Origin of the sequence: Mucilaginibacter gossypiicola (assembly GCF_900110105.1) — a bacterium.
Lineage (GTDB): Bacteria > Bacteroidota > Bacteroidia > Sphingobacteriales > Sphingobacteriaceae > Mucilaginibacter > Mucilaginibacter gossypiicola.
This window is the reverse complement of sequence record NZ_FOCL01000009.1, coordinates 186,089-202,436: the sequence shown is the minus strand read 5'-3', so window position 1 is coordinate 202,436 and position 16,348 is coordinate 186,089. Positions and strand designations below refer to the sequence as shown.

Below are 16,348 nucleotides of genomic sequence, written 5' to 3'. Positions count from 1 at the left end.
ATCTGACAAAGCAAGAAAATACATCTTCACAGTCTGATATATGACAAATTTAAATTCGAAGGAAGACTTTGTAAAATTCATGTCGTCGTTAATCAACGATTTGAAAGTTAACCCTGAAAAATGGGAAAACAAATCTTTGTTAGCATATCTTGAGGCAATCCAAAGTTGGACTGACGATATGGAAGGCTACTATGTGAACAATAATCTCCCTGTTCCAAAAAATATGAACTGGAATGTTTTTGCTGATATCCTGACTGCTGCAAGAATTTATGAATAAGTATTTAACTTCTTTCAGACTTGCGAAGTCTTCAATGTTATTAGATTGATGCTATCTGCTCGGTAGGAAAGCCTCATCAATCAATTCCAGATTAGCCATAATGCCAGCCATTGTGCCACTGTTAACTGCATTTGCTATTGCACGGATGGGCGAAGTGCTGTCGCCGGCGGCGTAAACTCCGGGAATGGTTGTCTTTTGTTTAGCGTCAACCTGAATATAACCCACTTCAGTAAACTGGCAACCCAGCTGCAATGCACCATCACTGTGTTGTACAAAGGGGAGTCTTGCGTATAAAGCCATTAATTTTATTTCGGCACCATTTTGTAGCCTGATAGCGGTGACCTGGCCGTTATGATGATCAAGCGCTTCTATTTTGTCCTCAACAAGCCGGATATTGTTATTTAGGATGATGGTTTGCTGGGCATCGGTTAAAGTTGATTTGCCATTTGTGAACACGGTTAGCTCCTTTGTCCAGTTTGAAATAAGTTTGGCCAGTTCAAAGGCCATCTCGCCATTAGCAATTATTCCGGTGTGCTGATGTCCGTATTCATAGCCGTGGCAGTAGGGGCAGTGGATAGCCGATATGCCCCAGCACTCAGCAAAGCCGGGAATATCGGGCATTTGGTCTTTGATACCGGCAGCAAGGATAATTTTCTTTGCGCTGAAAGTTTTGCCAGATATTGTGCTAACCTCAAAACCATTGGTTACCGGTGTATATTGAATGGCCTCATCATGGAGCAGCGTGATGGTTGGGTATTTTAAGGTCTGTTCGCGGGCAATAGTCAAAATCTCATGCGGGGTTTGACCGTCACGGGTAAAAAAGTTGTGTGAATGGGGCGTTTGACGGTTACAAGGCTTGCCGCTGTCTATAATTAATACTTTGCGCATAGCCCGGCCTAAAGCCATACCTGCCGATAAACCGGCGCTGCTTCCGCCGATAATGATCACATCAAAATCCTTCATATGGTATTGTGGTTAGTTATCGGTAAAGATAAGTGCCCAAAACACAAAATGCAACCATGTTGCATTTTGTGTTTTTTAAGTGACAAAGTAAAGCAGGTATAAATAGAGGGAGGTGCTATCCGATTTTCGAAAAAGTTATAGGTGTTACTTTATATTTTGTTTGGTGGCTTTATTTAACGTCAGTAATCCGTTGAAATAATAGATGAGTTTCCTGTCGCTGTCTTGAATGTAGGCTACCGGGTATTCGTTATATTTAGCGAAAGTCACTTTCCATACTTTAATAAAATTGGGATGATCGGGCGCATCCTGGTTCAGGTTAAAATATCCAAATTCTGCATTCAGGCATGATGAATCGTCAACAGTGTTACCAATGGTATAGCCGTCTTTGTTGAAAGCATCGATAAAAACTTTGCGTATTTGCGGTAATGTAGCCCCGGCATTAGTACTCAGGTTAAGTGTACCGTGGCGCTGACCTATGGACGTTTCAAAGACTTCGTTTTTGAAATGATATCCTATACCAGAATTAAATATCGGGAGGCCATTGCTTTCTTCATAGGCCATAACATGCTGGTAAACCCTGAGCGGACCATTGGTAGTTATACTATCATTTAAAATAACCCGGTATATGACCAGGCCATTTGTTGGGATGTTGTTTTTTTGCAGGAGTTTAATGGCTGTTGCCAGTTCAACTTTATTGCTGTCGCTATAATCGCGCTTAACGCGACTGATACAACCATTGTCCTCTCCATCGCCGGATGAAAGTTGGCCTTTTTTACATGCAGCAAAAGCCACCAGTACTACGAGTACTAAACAATAAAACTTTTTCATGAAGTGTAAAGTATTGAGGTTTAGTAATATTACGGAGCGGGGGAGAGAAACGTAACAATGGGGGAAATAAAAAACGTCATTGCGAGGAACGAAGCAATCGCGGACTATGCAGGGCGTACCTGCAAATAGGGGATTGCTTCGTTCCTCGCAATGACGCGGTAGTGAAACTTCATAAGTCTGGATTTTATAAGGACAAATCTCAAGGTAATCCTCAAATCCTAAAAAACAAGGTTCAGATTACTTCTGCCTGAACCAAACCTGTATCGGAGCACCCGAAAAATCAAAGTTTTCGCGGAGCTTATTCTCAATAAAGCGGTAGTAGGGCTCTTTAACGTATTGCGGCAAATTGCAGAAAAACGCAAACATGGGCGACGTGCCTGCAATTTGGGTAATGTATTTTATTTTAACGTATTTGCCTTTTATTGCCGGAGGCGGATAGTTTTCGATAATAGGTAACATTACCTCGTTCAGTTTTGAAGTTGGTATTTTGCGCGCACGGTTCTGGTAAACCTGGTTAGCTACATCAATTACTTTTAATACCCTTTGTTTTTCGGTAACCGAGGTGAATACAATAGGCACATCGGTAAAAGGGGCTATCTTATCGCGGATCTGCTCTTCAAATACCTTGATGGTTTTGCTGTTCTTTTCAATCAAATCCCATTTATTTACCACTATCACCACGCCTTTTTTGTTCTTTTCGGCCAGGTGGAAGATATTGATGTCCTGTGATTCAAAACCTTCAACAGCATCGATCATCAGGATGATCACGTCTGCTTCTTCTAAAGCCTTAATGGTACGCATTACCGAATAAAACTCGATATTTTCTTTAACCTTGGTTTTTTTGCGTAATCCTGCGGTATCTATCAGCATAAAATCATGACCATATTGGTTATAGTGAATATGGATAGAATCGCGGGTGGTGCCGGCAATAGGGGTAACAATGTTACGGTCTTTACCTATAAGGGCATTGATAATAGACGACTTACCTACGTTAGGCCGGCCAACAATAGCATATTTAGGGCGGGTGTTTTCTTCCAGCTCTTCATCTTCAAAGTGTTTTACCACTTCGTCAAGCAGCTCGCCGGTACCGGAGCCGGTCATTGACGAAATGCTGTAAATTTCGCCAAGGCCAAAGCTGTAAAATACCATGGCGTCGGCAACCTGGTTATTGTTGTCCAGTTTGTTTACAACCACGAAAACAGGCTTTTTGCTTTTACGCAAGCGATTGGCAATCTCGTCGTCAAGGTCGGTAATGCCGGTAGTAACATCAACAACAAATAAAATAACCGAAGCTTCTTCGATGGCAATATCAACCTGCTCGCGGATGGCTGTTTCGAAAACATCATCAGAGTTGGCAACGTAACCGCCGGTATCAATAACAGTAAAGTTATGGTTAAGCCATTCGGCAACACCGTAATGCCTGTCGCGCGTGACACCGCTAAAGTCGTCGACAATGGCCTTGCGGCTTTCGGTTAAGCGGTTATATAATGTTGATTTGCCTACGTTGGGCCTGCCCACAATGGCTACTATGTTACTCATATTATTATATTAAGAGTCGGGATGTAAGGGGTCAAGATGCAAGAACTATGCAAATCTATCTAACTTAACAATCCGGTTCTATGAAAATTAAATTTTTATTGAATGAAACAGGATAGGAAAGGAGGGTGTCTTGCATCCTGCTTCTCAATGTCCTGTATCTTTTTCCTATTCGTACCCGAATTGCTTCAGATAATTTTTCTTAGTGCGCCAGTCGGGGATCACTTTTACAAACATCTCCAGGAAAATCTTACGCTGAAAAAAGTCTTCCATAGCACGACGGGCATAGGTGCCGGTAATCTTAAGCATTTCGCCGCCTTTGCCAATAATGATGTTTTTCTGCGATTCGCGCTCAACAATGATCTCGGCGCTGATGCGATAAAGTTTTTCACCCTCGATAAATGCTGTTACAATAACCTCGGTGCTATAAGGGATTTCTTTTTTATATTGTTTAAACACCTGCTCGCGGATCATCTCTGAGGCAAAGAAACGGTCATTACGATCTGTAAGGGCATCTTTTTCGTAATAAGCAGGATGCTCAGGTAAGTTTTCGATCACGAAATCCATAATGGCTTTGATGTTATGCCCATGTAATGCCGATATCGCGAAAATGGCTTTCGGATTTAGTTTTTCCATCCAAAAATCAACTTTCTTTTTTACAGTTTCCTCATCGCTCTGGTCAATTTTGTTGATCAGGATAGCAAGCGGGGCCGATGAACGTTCCAGTTTTTTAAGAACGTCTGCTTCATCGTATTCCTCATAAATATCGGTAACCAGCAAAATAAGGTCGGCGTCAACAATAGAGCCATCAACCTGGTGCATCATACTTTCGTGCAGGGCATAGTGCGGCTTTATAACACCAGGAGTATCCGAAAATACAATCTGGTAGTTTTCATCATTCACAATACCCAAAATACGGTGACGGGTGGTTTGCGCTTTAGGGGTAATGATGGACATTTTTTCGCCCACCAGCGCGTTCATAAGGGTTGATTTCCCTGCGTTGGGTTTACCTATTATACTTACAAAACCTGCCTGATGAGCCATAGAAAAATAATTAAAAATATATTTGGACTGCAAAGAAACGAATTATATCTTTGCAGTCCAATTAAAACAGAGTGCAAATTTGCATTTGATTAATTGGAAGGACCTTTCCGGGGTTATGGCCGGATCTCAAATATATAGCACAATACAGTGCGGGATGGAGCAGTTGGTAGCTCGTCGGGCTCATAACCCGAAGGTCGTAGGTTCGAGTCCTGCTCCCGCTACGAAGAATGAAAAGCCTCAAGTTGAAAAATTTGAGGCTTTTTTTGTTGATAAAAATGTCGTGCGTTGTAAAGCCCACTTATTTGTCTTTTTTAGGGATGTAAGTACTGCCATACCTGTCTTTAAATAATTCTGTAAAATGTTGACGAAGAACAATGATCCCAGCTTTTCTTAACGGTAGGTTATTGGTAAAGGATACATCTGATGCATTGCCTTTTGCTACCAATTCATTTTCTGAATTGTATATGCCGTTTTCGGTAGCAAAATAATAGTCGCCGGTTGGTTCAATTCTCGAATGATCAAAAGGTATTTTTATTTTATCGCTTATGTCTACCACGCCGTAAAGGCCATCTTTATTCACGGCAATAAAATAGTTGTTCACATATAGCATGTGGCTATATTTAAACTGTCGTAATACCTTGCCCGATTTTTCTAATAAAAAATATTCACTATCTTTTTTTGCCAGATAGTATTTCTCTACCTTAATAAAATCATCGTACTGAACCGCTATCTTTATCTTGTTGTTGTAGTCAATAAGTCCGTACTTGTATACGCTAAAGGGTTTATCACTTTTTTGTTTCAAACTGCATATAATAACACGGTTGGCCGCGTCAACTTCGAGTTTGTTATAAAAAAGCGGCACATTAATCCTATTCGTCTGGCAATCCACCAATCCCTGCATACCATCCTTACGGAAAGAGATAAATCCGTTAGAAATAGAAATATCCACATTGTCATAAACTGGCTCAAGAATAATGTTTCCTTGTTTATTAACCAATCCCATTTTATTTGCCGGGTCGGTTTCTGTTCTTAAATAATTAGTGTTAGTTATATTATAAAAATCACGGCAATACGGTTCAAGAATAATTTTACCCTCTTTACTTACCAATCCAAATCGGGGTTCACCGTTTTCAGACGACAGGATGTTTAATACCCCATCAACCATAAATGGATAAATCTTACCACGCCTTGGGGCAAACATCTCTTTTCCTTTCCTGTTCACAAGGGTTACACCGCCGTTATTATTTGCAATAAAAAAATCTATCCCGCTGCTATCCACCATACAGGCTTCAATATAATCGTATTTAGGGGTTATAAAAACATGCCCTAAAGTATCAGCGACACCATATTTATTTTCTTTTTTTAAGAGGATAAAATTGGCAGAAGAGCTTTGGATCCATTGATACTGTGGCTGTAATATAACTTTGCTGTCTGATTTTCTGATCAGGCCATACAGATCGCCATCCCTGTTTTTTTGATATTGGCTATCTGTGTTGCGGATTAGTTCGTGATATTTTCTTTCTGAATCCTGGTAAGGCTTTCGTAGCCATTTTTCGCGTGCCTTTATTATGTCTGTAAAATCGTTGTAGGGAAACTCGTTGCCATCCAGGTCGAGCCAATAAGGCTTATCATTTTTTACAACAACAGCAACCGGTTTATTTTTTTGTTGAAAAGATAAGGTATCAAATGCAGAAACAAGCTGGTAGTTTCTTTGCTTTATCAACTCATGAAATTCGGGAGCAGCCACGTAACCATACTTGTCTGCTTTAAACTTTTGAGCGAAAGACGGTATGCTACTAATTGTTAACATGGCCGTTAAAAAGCAACTAATAATAAATTTGTTGATCATAAAATTATTACAGCAAAGGGAGGATTTCGGGACTATGATAATTATTGAAAAGGTACAAAATTTCATAATGCCGCTGTTTAGGTTATAAATTCCCCAAATATATCAATTGAAAGAAAAAAGGGGATTAAATTTATATCGCTAATATAATGCTTGCCGGTTAATATTTCTTTCAATCTCAATTTTAGTGAAGGATGTTCCTGTACATCGCGTTTGCACATTCCCTCAAATTTAATATGTTTGAGGCTATGAATCAGCAACCTTCCGCAGCAAACCCGGTTAGCCGGATCCTCACTGCAAGCCTCATCGGAACTACCATCGAATTTTTTGACTTTTATATTTATGCCACTGCCGCGGTGCTGGTATTCCCGAAGTTATTTTTCCCCGCTGCCGATCCAACATCGGCTACGCTCGAATCACTGGCAACTTTTGCATTGGCCTTTTTTGCGCGGCCATTGGGTGCTGCAATATTCGGGCACTTTGGCGACCGTAAAGGGCGCAAAGCTACGCTGGTTGCCGCATTGTTAACTATGGGTCCATCAACCGTTGCTATCGGGCTTTTGCCGGGCTATGCTTCCATAGGTATTGCAGCGCCGATATTGCTTGCCCTGTTTCGTTTTGGGCAAGGGCTTGGACTGGGTGGCGAGTGGGGCGGTGCCGTATTACTGGCTACAGAAAATGCCCCCGCACATAAAAAAGCCTGGTATGGCATGTTTCCGCAGTTGGGAGCACCTATCGGGTTCCTGCTATCGAGCGGTACGTTTTTTATCCTCAGCAAAACCATGAGTGAAGATAACTTTATAACCTATGGCTGGCGCATCCCGTTTATTGCGAGTGCGCTGCTGGTTTGGGTGGGGCTTTTTGTGAGGTTGAAAATATCCGAAACTCCTGAATTTATGAAGATGGTTAGTAAAGAAGAGCGCTCAAAAGTTCCGTTTGCAGATGTTTTTGTAAAACATACTGCAGCCATTACCTTAGGCACGCTGGCAACTGTTACCACTTTCCTGCTGTTTTATTTGATGACGGTGTTTACACTAAGCTGGGGTACTACAGCGCTGCATTATACTAAAAGCTCGTTCCTAATCATACAGATGATATCGATGCTGGCATTTGGCTTAGGCATCCCGCTATCGGCCATATGGGCTGATAAGTATGGACGCAACAGTATGTTGATTGTGGCTACAGTATGCATCGTGTTGTTTGGTCTTGTTTTCGCACCATTATTTACTACAGGCAGTTTAGGTATAACAGCAATCTTTTTGTCGATAGGAATGTTTTTGATGGGGCTCACCTACGGGCCGATAGGTACGGCGCTTGCCGGTATCTTTCCACCGGCAGTACGTTATACCGGCGCTTCGCTGGCCTTTACACTGGCCGGTATTTTAGGCGCGTCGCTTACGCCATACATGGCAACTATGCTGGCGCATAACTATGGACTTGCCTATGTGGGCTACTATTTAACAGCGGCTTCAATAGTTACGTTGTTAGCTTTAGTTGGAGCTAAAAAACTGATGAAACAGCAAGTTGAATAGGTAGAGAGCATGCTGATACTTTAAATCTTATTAAAGACAAGTACTTTGGAAAAGCCTCAAATCGGAAGATTTAGGGGCTTTCTCATTTATCGTTTTGTTTTGCCTTTCAAATGCTTTAAATTTCATTAACTAATTAAAGCAAACGCAAACAAGCTTAACTATAATCGGTCATGAAAAAAACTATCCTTATCCTGCTGCTCATTGCTGTCTCATTTGGCTCCGGGTTTGCCTTTAAGGCTGCCCTGACTGCATCAATCCACCAACCTGCCGGGCTCAAAAGGGTAACCGGCATTGGCGGTATCTTTTTTAAATGTAAAGAACCTGCTAAGGTTAGGGCCTGGTATAAGGAGCACCTGGGTTTACAGACAAACCAGTACGGTGCTGTGTTTGAATGGAGGCAAGGTGCCGATACGCTAAAAAAGGGATTTACCCAATGGAGCCCTTTTAACGAAAAAACCAAATACTTTGTACCTTCTGATAAAGATTTTATGGTCAACTATCGTGTTGCAGATTTAACCGCACTTGTAACACAGCTCAAAAAAGAAGGTGTAGCTATAGTTGATACGATAGAAACCGTTGACTATGGCAAATTTGTTCATATCATGGATATTGAGGGTAACAAAATTGAGTTATGGGAACCCAACGATATCGCGTATGAAAAATTAGGTATAAAAATGGGCGCGCAGACCACCAAATAATGCATAATCAAGCTGATTGAAGATCACAATCAGTTGTCGCCCCAATCTCTATTTAAGCAATTCGGAATAATGGCGTGCTATCAGGTCCTTGTCATCATTGTTGAGTGCGCTCAATAATACCGGGGTATCCTGTGGCCTTACTCCTTTTTGATTGATGCGGTTCATGAGGCTCCAGTCTTTTACCGGTTTATCGGGCGATGGATCGGCAGGCTCCTGGGCGGGAAGGTCATAGCGTGTAAAATCCACCACCATTTCCGGGCCTTTTTTGTGCCAGTTTCGTAAGGTAGCCAAACGAAATTCCTTGTTCATGTACCATTTGATCTCCTCATTGCCCCATGAGTTACCTATGCCGAGCCCCTTTTCTTCAAAACGGTAATTCCATTGGCTATTATCACGATAGTGACTGCGCCAGGCCTCGCCATACTCGCCAAAAGTGACGAATTTAACATCCGGCCATCGTTTTACGGTATCGCCAGTCCATTTATCCAATGCCCGGTAGGCGAGGGTATCATCCCAGTTTTTCCGCTCAGCTATTTTAACCAGGGCGGCTTCCCAAATATTGGGGATCCAGCCAAAACCGTTCAATTCAAAACCACGGTCAAAATGAATAGCCTGTGTATGCATCACCGAATAATGGCCTATATCCAGTCCCCAATCACCATAGGTTTCAATAGGGCCTACACCACGGCGGCTTGCTGCCCCGTTAAAAGGCGTTGTGCCCCACACATTCCCGCTTTGAAGTGCGCACAAAAAATCCACACTCCAGCCATCCAGGTTCACACAGTCAATAAAGTCGCTTTTGCCCTGGGCTGGTTTACAAAAATGTTGTTTTGATGGATAAAAAGGATAGGAGGGTGAGCCGTCGGCCCCGCCACCATCTGTTTCATGCTGGCTCCAGATCACAGCATGTGCTACATGAATGTTTTCCTTTTCGGCTAAATAGGCCAGGTTATCGGCCGATAAAAATCCTCCCATAACAGCTTTAGGCCGGTAGCCATTACCAACCATGGCGGTTATGCGCTGCAAGGCCTCGGTCATTTCCTGGTTTACCCTTTTGCGCGGGAGATACATGGCCGGAAAATATCCCGGAAAATAAGAAACCTCGTCGCCATATTTGAGCTGGCATTCTGCCGCGTATTTGCGGATGTCAACATAATTAGGGCGCTTATCTTCAAGCGCATTTAAGGTAAAGCCCCAGGTTAGTTTGCCTCCCGGTACGTTTTTTGCAAAAATTTCCCTTAAGCGCTGTACCACTTCTAAAGTGTGGGCAAAGCCTTCGTCCCTGTTAATCAGTTTTACATCACGCGATACTTCCCACGGTGAAGTACGGATCATGATGCAAAAGGTAACAAAACGATTGCCCATTAGCTGCAAAGGCTTGTTAACCGAAAAAAGATCCAGCGCAGTGGCTTTGCCGATTAAAGGATTTGCCAATACGGCGGCACCGCCCAGTAAGGAGTTTTTACAAAAAGCCCGTCTTTCCATTAGGTTTACATTTTGCCCAAATGTAAAAACAAGTTTGTTTCTTTTCCGGCAGCGGGGGCATAAAAACTACTCAATTATGTTTGCCTCAAGAGCCATTGTTTTTCGATCAAATTTCAATTCGGAGATAAGCGTGGCTACAAAAATGAGGCTTCCGCCTACCAATAATCGCCATGTAAGCTGCTCATGTAAAATGAAACATGCTGCAATTGCGCCAAACACAGGTTCAAAGAGGTAAATGATGGCTACCCTTTCGGCACTCAGGTAACGCTGAGTGATGTTGGAAATGGTGTACACGTAAGCGGTAGAAAACAGCGAGCAATAAACAACGCCCATCCAAAATTCATTGTTTTGCGGCAGCCAGTTTGTGCTGGTATTATCGCCTAAGGCTAAACAAAAAGTAATTACTGCACACGCAGCAAACATCGGAACAACAGTGTGTGCAATATGCTGTACTTTGGATAGTTTTTCAACCTTGATCAGATAAACAGCAAAGGCTACCGCTCCGGCAATGGTGTACAAATCGCCAAGACTAACCGAAAAATTAGCATTGATAGAAATAATTGATAAGCCAGCCAAAGCAATCACTGCCGCCAGCCAAATTTTTGCAGGGGCAACTGTGTTATAAAAAATTGCTTTTAACATGGGAATGATAATCACACAGGTGCCCGCAACAAACGAGCATTGTGAAGCAGAACTATGTTTGAGGCCCAGGGTTTGCAAATAAATTCCGAGCGTAAGTGGTACAGCCAAACTTATGCCTGTTTTAACAGCATCCCGGTTTATCTGCCTTAAATGTTTTGAGAAGATGACCGACAAAACCACCGCCGCGGCCAAAAAACGATAACATAAAAAGATGAGCGGGGAGTTGTGACCGATAGCCAGTTTGGTTATTGAAAATGATATGCCCCAAAAGGCTGTGCCTAATATCAGTAATACAAGGAAAACGTTCTTTTTCTCCATCTCAGTCGTTCATTAAATCTTTTTTCATCATGATATCTATCTGCCTGTCTGTTCCTAACATAAATACATGCTGGTCAAACTCTACGAAGCCGTTTTTCTTGTAGAAACTGATTGCCCTGGAATTCTTTTCCCATACACCAAGCCATATGTACCTGGCACCAGTTTTCCGGGCTATCTGAACTGCTTTTTCGTATAGCAGCTTTCCGATGTTTTTCCCAAGAAATGCCTGTGATACGTAGATACGCTCAATTTCAAGAGCATCATTGTCTTTAACATCTGTTTGCGCCTGCCCCGTGTTCAGCTTCAGGTAGCCGATAACCTCTTCGTTATGTATAGCAAAATAGAACTGCGATAATTTATTGTTCAGTTCATCCCTCAGCTTATTTAATGAAAGGCTTTCATTGAGGTATTGTGTCATGTCTTCGGGCGTGTTAACTGCCGAAAAAGTTTCGGAAAAAGTTTGTATGCTTATATTTTGAAGTTGTGCTACATCGTTAGGTGTTGCATCAACAATCTTTACGTTATCCATATACAAATTTATCTATCTGTTAAATGCGGTAAAATGCTATTTTATCATCCATTAATGCATATATTGCATTAATGGATTTGCAGCAGATCAAATACTTTTTAGCCCTGGCGAAAGAGCTTCATTTTTGGAATACGGCCGGAAAAATGAACATTACGCAATCGGCCCTCAGCAGGCACATTCAATCATTAGAGAGCGAATTGGGGCTGCTGCTGTTTGAGCGGAATAAGCGTAATGTGAAGCTGACCCCTGCAGGTAAGTTTTTGAAGGAAAAGTGGGAGATGGAGTTGAGCGAGCTTGAATTTATTCATCAGTTTGCCCGGCAAATCCATTTAGGCGAAAGCGGTACGATAAGAATCGCCCATCCCGATTCCATATCAGGTTCGTTAATGCCGGATATGATTGCCCGTATTTCCAGCGCATTTCCAAAACTCCAGGTTGAGCTGGTACAACTACGCTATGAAAACCAGCAGGAGTTTTTGAGGAATTATAAGATAGATCTTTCTGTTACAAGGGATGTTAATACCGCCCAGGGAATTAAATCGGAAAAAATTTACAGCGATTATTTGGCAATCGTAGTTCCTGAGGATCACATTTTCCATACTATCGAAGACCTGTCTAAAGAAAGCCTTTCCCGGCAAAAATTTATACTGCCGATAAGGGATGAGGGAAGCAGTTACAGCGATATCATTCAGCAGATGTTCAGGTCGTTCGATATTGTTCCGGACGACTACCTGTATTCTGAATTTGGATCGACCATTATTGCCCTGGTTAAGAAAGGGCTGGGCATAGCGATATTGCCGGACTCATACATGTATCATGAAAGCCCGGGGATCCGGTTTATCCGGCTCCCTTTCAAAACCGACCTATACATCAACTGGCGGGCAGATGACCATAATCCCGTGCTTTCAAATGTGTTAAAACTGGTGCTGCAGTGATGTTTGTTTGAGTAACATTTAGCTACGAATGGTAGTCAATAACTTTTATTTGCCTCCGGTACTATCCAGGCTACCCTGGTGCCAATAGATCATATATCGCGCATCGTGTAATTTGTAAAACGGGATCAGTTGCAGGTTTTTAAATTTTGCCGGACTGATCAATTCCGGCGCTACGAAGGTTTGAGGCTTCCCGGCTACAGGTTTCAAGTAATTTTGAAGATTGGCCTGGTTGCTGGCCAGCACAGGAGCTTCATTTAGCGGGTACATTTTGCCGCGTGCACGGTAGCCGCCAAACTGGTCGCCATCGGCAAGTAGGTTGTCAAGATCGGTAGTATCTGTTTTGGCAGCTAATACTATCGGCCCGTTCAAAAATGCTACGTAGTGCGAGCTATCCGGCAATGATTCGGTGCTCAGCTCCATTGGCAAACGTACTTCTATTTCATCACCTTTTTTCCAGGCGCGGTTAAGCTTTACATAAGATCCGGGCTGCGCATCAACAGGTATATTGGTGCCGTTGATCCTGATTTGCAGTTTGCCGGCCTTTACCCAGTGAGGATAGCGGATATTGATATCAAATTTACCAGGCTTCACCGATTCGACTAAAAGTTTGGTAGTTTCTGTATCCGGAAATTTGGTTTGTTGCGAAAGTATAAGTCCTTGCGCCGCCCAGTTTAAGCGCGAAGCAATGAACAGGTTTACATACAGGTTTTTTTGCTGATAGCTGTAAATCAGCTCGCCATATTTACCATGGTTTTCCATACCTGAGCCTACACAGCACCACATATCAACCTGGGGCTGCGAGTAAACCCGGTAATGGCGCGGGCGCATGGAGGTATAATAAACAAAGCCGCCATGGCCTGGATGCTGGCTCGAAAGGATATGGTTATACAAAACCCGCTCATAAAAATCCATATACTTAACATCGGCCCCTTTTTCAAAAAGGTGACGGGTTAGTTTAAGCATATTGTAGGAGTTACAGGTTTCGGGCCCGGCAATATCAGTGATCATTTTAGTGAAGTTGCCTGTTGGGTTAAAGTGCTCATTCACGCTATTCCCGCCTATCACAACCGAGCGGTTATTGACCACTGTTTCCCAGAAAAACTGCGCAGCCCTGCCATAATCGGCATCGCCGCCAACTTCTGAAATGCGTTGGAAACCCACCGCCTTCGGGATCTGCATATTGGCATGCAGACCGTTAAGCTCATCGTGCCCCTGCATCAATGGGTTTAGTATTTCTTTATGCGAGAACCTTTTGGCTAATGTTAGATATTTACTTTGGCCGGTTATAACTGATACATCCGCAAATACTTCGTTTAGTCCTCCTTGTTCTGATATGAGCATGGTTTGGATCTGCTCATCAGTTAATTTGAGCGAAACGCCATAGATATAATCTGTTAACCGTACCAGTATTTCTTTTGCCTGATTTTTTCCGGCAATGGTGTAGGCGTCCCTTAAACCGGCAAAAAGTTTATGGATGTTATAAAGAGGTACCCATTTTTTATTAAGGGCGAAAGTATCGGCTTCAATTTTACCGGCGGCAATATCTTTCCACATAGCCGTGCCTCCTGGCGTACCGCCAAGGTAGCCGCTTCCTGTTTTATCCTGGGCGCGTTTTAATTCGGCCAGCATATAATCAAGCCGGCGGTTTAATTCAGGGTCATGAGTGGAGGCATACATAAATGACAAGGCCGATAAATAATGCCCGCCAATGTGGCCGTCCAACCCGGTGTTTTCCCAGTTTGCATAATTCTTCTTTTTAGGTTTGATCCCAGCTTCGGTAAGATAGGGCGCCAGCAAGCGGTCGGGGTCTAAAGCCAGTATGTATGCCTTGTCTGTTAATTGCGCGTTTTTAAACACTCCGGGAAGCAGTGTAACCTGTTGCAGCTTAAATGAGTGCAGCGCAGTTTGTGCCTGCGTATAAAAAGGAACATAAAAGCAAACTAATATCGAAAACAGCGTTAAACAACGACGTGTTATTTTCCTGATTGTCATGGTTGGGTACTACATCTGGTTAGCAGCACTAAAATAAGCAACGTTTTTTATAATTGTTATTTTAACACACATTTTGATTTTTTTGATCAAGCAAATGAGATAATAGTATCAGTGCTCAACTATCTTTTTTACAATTTGATTGCTATCCGTAGAAATTTTTGCCTATCATTACAACATGCATTTTGTAATTGGTTCCAAACTCCTCCTTGTAGCTTGTTTATCACTTATGAAGCCGGCGAAGCCTGCCGTACTTCACGCAGCAAAAAAACATAAGGCAAACAGAACGGTAAAATCGCACAGCCATACAAGGTTAAGGCATCATTATGCCGAGGTTGAGGCCAATTATGAAACAGGAGAAACCACGCCCGACGAACTGGTTGAATTTGCCCAAACCCTTAAAGGTATCAGGTACCGGTATGGATCAAGCAACCCCGAAAGGGGCTTTGATTGCTCGGGCTTTGTCAATTATGTATTTACCCATTTCAATATTTCTATCCCCCGCAGTTCATCAGATTTTGCACCGGTTAAGGGTATTGATATTAAAGACGCCAAATTTGGCGATCTGATATTGTTTACCGGAACCCGCAGCCACAATTATCGCAGCGCAGGCCATATCGGTATTGTAATATCACAACCCGGAGAGCCGCTGGTGTTTATCCACTCTACATCCGGCGATGAAAATGGCGTTACAGAAACTGCCATGAACGAACGTTATCAGCGCAGGTATATCAAAACTATCCGGGTGTTTAAAGAAGATCCTCAATCACAGGAAGAGGATGAAGATGCCGTTCCTGATACGTTGGAAGAAGCCCGTTAATCTTTAATTATTGTAGCACCTAACGCAAAATTTACATCCTTCTGTATAACCCAGGTGTTGTAATCCGATGTTTTTCTTGTTAAAACGTAGGTTGTATTTGAAGGAGGGATCCACGCATCAGATAAAGATGTCCATTTTTTATTTTTAAAAGTTCCCTGCAGACCGGGTATCCTATACTGGTCAATTCCTTTTGACTTAAGCAATCGCGTATCATACCAGTTGCGCGATAAAGTTTCAAAACCTATAAAGAAACCGGTTGCAGGTAGCTGAATATTGTACTTAGTAATATCAACTTCAATAACCGGTAGCTTCGCATTGTTATAAACGATGATGCTATCTTTTATCAGCTCGCCTTCCGGATATACATCGCCATCGCTTTTAGCGTAAATGTTTATTTTGAAAGCCTTCCCGCGACTATCATTATTATGAAGCGATTTACATTCAATACTTGCTATAATGCCGGATATTTTATCGGCGTTGGGAATAAACTGAACTACTTCTTCATTTGGGCCAGGATAATATCCACCTTCGTAAACTTTATCTACATCGGCCAAAATCACTTTTCTAACAACTGAATTGATTGATATTTCTTTCAAATTGTTTATCGATGCAGATAATCTGAGTGTGTCGGGGCATTTATCCTTTATTTTATATTCAAGCGCCCGGTAACCTACACAAGTTATCTTGATACCAGTTGATTGTAGTTTCGGTATCTTATTTATAAAAACAATTCCCTGGGCTCCGGTAATGTATACTTTATCATCAACTGTAGCAGTCGCCCTGTCAATACCCTTTAGTGTAGCGCTGTCTATAATGGTTAAACGCCAGCTGTTTAGATGTTGCTGCGCCATGACAAGGTTTGAAATTGCCACAAAAAGGATCGGGATCAATTTTTTCACAAATGCA

At 42.4% G+C, this 16,348-nt stretch carries 15 protein-coding genes and 1 tRNA gene; 6 read left to right on the top strand and 10 right to left on the bottom strand.

Annotated elements, in window-relative coordinates:
• The first annotated feature begins 40 nt into the window (after positions 1-40).
• Positions 41-277 carry a DUF7660 family protein gene (locus BMX50_RS25720; protein ID WP_091216788.1) on the top strand — a complete coding sequence of 79 codons (237 nt, stop codon included), beginning with the start codon at positions 41-43 and terminating at the stop codon, positions 275-277.
• Positions 278-328: 51 nt separating this feature from the next.
• Here the strand turns inward: BMX50_RS25720 and BMX50_RS25715 are convergent, their stop codons facing one another.
• From BMX50_RS25715 to era, 4 genes are all read right to left on the bottom strand, one after another.
• Entirely contained in the window at positions 329-1,240 is a 912-nt protein-coding gene (locus BMX50_RS25715) for an NAD(P)/FAD-dependent oxidoreductase (RefSeq protein WP_091216785.1), read from the bottom strand.
• A gap of 144 nt (positions 1,241-1,384) precedes the next feature.
• On the bottom strand, positions 1,385-2,068 hold the full coding sequence (locus BMX50_RS25710; protein WP_091216777.1) for a hypothetical protein: 684 nt from the start codon (positions 2,066-2,068) through the stop codon (positions 1,385-1,387).
• A 237-nt stretch (positions 2,069-2,305) separates the two neighbouring features.
• Positions 2,306-3,607: a ribosome biogenesis GTPase Der gene (der, locus tag BMX50_RS25705; RefSeq protein ID WP_091216773.1), complete on the bottom strand. Its 1,302-nt coding sequence runs from the start codon at positions 3,605-3,607 to the stop codon at positions 2,306-2,308.
• Positions 3,608-3,772: 165 nt separating this feature from the next.
• Positions 3,773-4,648, bottom strand: a complete 876-nt coding sequence (era, locus tag BMX50_RS25700) for a GTPase Era (protein ID WP_091216770.1) — start codon at positions 4,646-4,648, stop codon at positions 3,773-3,775.
• Between the two features lie 148 nt (positions 4,649-4,796).
• On the opposite strand from era, the gene BMX50_RS25695 reads away from it, so the two are divergent.
• Positions 4,797-4,869, top strand: a tRNA-Met gene (locus tag BMX50_RS25695).
• A gap of 77 nt (positions 4,870-4,946) precedes the next feature.
• Here the strand turns inward: BMX50_RS25695 and BMX50_RS25690 are convergent.
• Positions 4,947-6,458, bottom strand: a complete 1,512-nt coding sequence (locus BMX50_RS25690) for a WG repeat-containing protein (protein WP_167668117.1) — start codon at positions 6,456-6,458, stop codon at positions 4,947-4,949.
• A gap of 284 nt (positions 6,459-6,742) precedes the next feature.
• On the opposite strand from BMX50_RS25690, the gene BMX50_RS25685 reads away from it, so the two are divergent.
• A complete protein-coding gene (locus tag BMX50_RS25685) occupies positions 6,743-8,026 on the top strand; it encodes an MFS transporter (RefSeq protein ID WP_091217010.1) in 1,284 nt (427 codons plus the stop codon).
• 170 nt (positions 8,027-8,196) lie between these two features.
• Positions 8,197-8,724 (top strand): VOC family protein, encoded by a 528-nt coding sequence (locus tag BMX50_RS25680; RefSeq protein ID WP_208864798.1) that lies wholly within the window; start codon positions 8,197-8,199, stop codon positions 8,722-8,724.
• 48 nt (positions 8,725-8,772) lie between these two features.
• Here BMX50_RS25680 and BMX50_RS25675 read toward each other — a convergent pair whose 3' ends face one another.
• From BMX50_RS25675 to BMX50_RS25665, 3 genes are all read right to left on the bottom strand, one after another.
• Positions 8,773-10,209: a DUF3863 domain-containing protein gene (locus BMX50_RS25675; protein ID WP_091216764.1), complete on the bottom strand. Its 1,437-nt coding sequence runs from the start codon at positions 10,207-10,209 to the stop codon at positions 8,773-8,775.
• 66 nt (positions 10,210-10,275) lie between these two features.
• Complete coding sequence (locus BMX50_RS25670; protein ID WP_091216760.1) at positions 10,276-11,169, bottom strand: DMT family transporter; 894 nt, start codon at positions 11,167-11,169, stop codon at positions 10,276-10,278.
• A 1-nt stretch (position 11,170) separates the two neighbouring features.
• Entirely contained in the window at positions 11,171-11,698 is a 528-nt protein-coding gene (locus tag BMX50_RS25665) for a GNAT family N-acetyltransferase (RefSeq protein WP_091216757.1), read from the bottom strand.
• A 71-nt stretch (positions 11,699-11,769) separates the two neighbouring features.
• On the opposite strand from BMX50_RS25665, the gene BMX50_RS25660 reads away from it, so the two are divergent.
• The gene (locus tag BMX50_RS25660; protein ID WP_091216754.1) at positions 11,770-12,633 is read left to right on the top strand and encodes a LysR substrate-binding domain-containing protein; all 864 of its coding nucleotides are present in this window, start codon (positions 11,770-11,772) and stop codon (positions 12,631-12,633) included.
• 45 nt (positions 12,634-12,678) lie between these two features.
• On the opposite strand, the gene BMX50_RS25655 is transcribed toward BMX50_RS25660, so the two are convergent.
• On the bottom strand, positions 12,679-14,625 hold the full coding sequence (locus BMX50_RS25655) for a glycoside hydrolase family 127 protein (RefSeq protein ID WP_091216751.1): 1,947 nt from the start codon (positions 14,623-14,625) through the stop codon (positions 12,679-12,681).
• Positions 14,626-14,851: 226 nt separating this feature from the next.
• Between BMX50_RS25655 and BMX50_RS25650 the strand changes: the two genes are divergently transcribed.
• Positions 14,852-15,442: a C40 family peptidase gene (locus BMX50_RS25650; protein ID WP_167668116.1), complete on the top strand. Its 591-nt coding sequence runs from the start codon at positions 14,852-14,854 to the stop codon at positions 15,440-15,442.
• Here BMX50_RS25650 and BMX50_RS25645 read toward each other — a convergent pair.
• On the bottom strand, positions 15,439-16,341 hold the full coding sequence (locus tag BMX50_RS25645) for a hypothetical protein (protein WP_091216744.1): 903 nt from the start codon (positions 16,339-16,341) through the stop codon (positions 15,439-15,441). The two genes, BMX50_RS25650 and BMX50_RS25645, sit on opposite strands and share 4 nt — an antisense overlap.
• Positions 16,342-16,348 lie beyond the last annotated feature (7 nt).

Coding starts and splice junctions, on each gene's coding strand:
- BMX50_RS25720 (WP_091216788.1), top strand. CDS start 41: ATGACAAATTTAAATTCGAAGGAAGACTTTGTAAAATTCATGTCGTCG.
- BMX50_RS25715 (WP_091216785.1), bottom strand. CDS start 1,240: ATGAAGGATTTTGATGTGATCATTATCGGCGGAAGCAGCGCCGGTTTA.
- BMX50_RS25710 (WP_091216777.1), bottom strand. CDS start 2,068: ATGAAAAAGTTTTATTGTTTAGTACTCGTAGTACTGGTGGCTTTTGCT.
- der (WP_091216773.1), bottom strand. CDS start 3,607: ATGAGTAACATAGTAGCCATTGTGGGCAGGCCCAACGTAGGCAAATCA.
- era (WP_091216770.1), bottom strand. CDS start 4,648: ATGGCTCATCAGGCAGGTTTTGTAAGTATAATAGGTAAACCCAACGCA.
- BMX50_RS25690 (WP_167668117.1), bottom strand. CDS start 6,458: ATGTTAACAATTAGTAGCATACCGTCTTTCGCTCAAAAGTTTAAAGCA.
- BMX50_RS25685 (WP_091217010.1), top strand. CDS start 6,743: ATGAATCAGCAACCTTCCGCAGCAAACCCGGTTAGCCGGATCCTCACT.
- BMX50_RS25680 (WP_208864798.1), top strand. CDS start 8,197: ATGAAAAAAACTATCCTTATCCTGCTGCTCATTGCTGTCTCATTTGGC.
- BMX50_RS25675 (WP_091216764.1), bottom strand. CDS start 10,209: ATGGAAAGACGGGCTTTTTGTAAAAACTCCTTACTGGGCGGTGCCGCC.
- BMX50_RS25670 (WP_091216760.1), bottom strand. CDS start 11,169: ATGGAGAAAAAGAACGTTTTCCTTGTATTACTGATATTAGGCACAGCC.
- BMX50_RS25665 (WP_091216757.1), bottom strand. CDS start 11,698: ATGGATAACGTAAAGATTGTTGATGCAACACCTAACGATGTAGCACAA.
- BMX50_RS25660 (WP_091216754.1), top strand. CDS start 11,770: ATGGATTTGCAGCAGATCAAATACTTTTTAGCCCTGGCGAAAGAGCTT.
- BMX50_RS25655 (WP_091216751.1), bottom strand. CDS start 14,625: ATGACAATCAGGAAAATAACACGTCGTTGTTTAACGCTGTTTTCGATA.
- BMX50_RS25650 (WP_167668116.1), top strand. CDS start 14,852: ATGAAGCCGGCGAAGCCTGCCGTACTTCACGCAGCAAAAAAACATAAG.